Below are 220 nucleotides of genomic sequence, written 5' to 3' on the forward strand. Positions count from 1 at the left end.
AGATTTTTCATCTCTAGCTTCAAACTGTTCTTAAACCGATCTTCTAATAGTCTTTCATCATCCGGATCTAAACATTGCGAAGAACTCACACAGATCGGTCCCTTTTCAAATTTCTCAGAAAAGGTTGCAAGGCATGAGGATAAATGACTCGTATCTTCTAGATTATCAAATCGGATGATTTTTCTTAAGCCAATTTGCCTTAATAGTTCCTCTTCTCTCT

1 protein-coding gene is annotated in these 220 nt (G+C 36.4%); it reads right to left on the reverse strand.

The features are described from left to right. The coding region (locus BU804_RS13550) for a hypothetical protein (protein ID WP_158025047.1) at nt 1–220 on the reverse strand (220 nt) is incomplete at both ends.

The sequence above is a fragment of the Candidatus Protochlamydia sp. W-9 genome, assembly GCF_001950615.1.
Lineage (GTDB): Bacteria > Chlamydiota > Chlamydiia > Chlamydiales > Parachlamydiaceae > Protochlamydia > Protochlamydia amoebophila.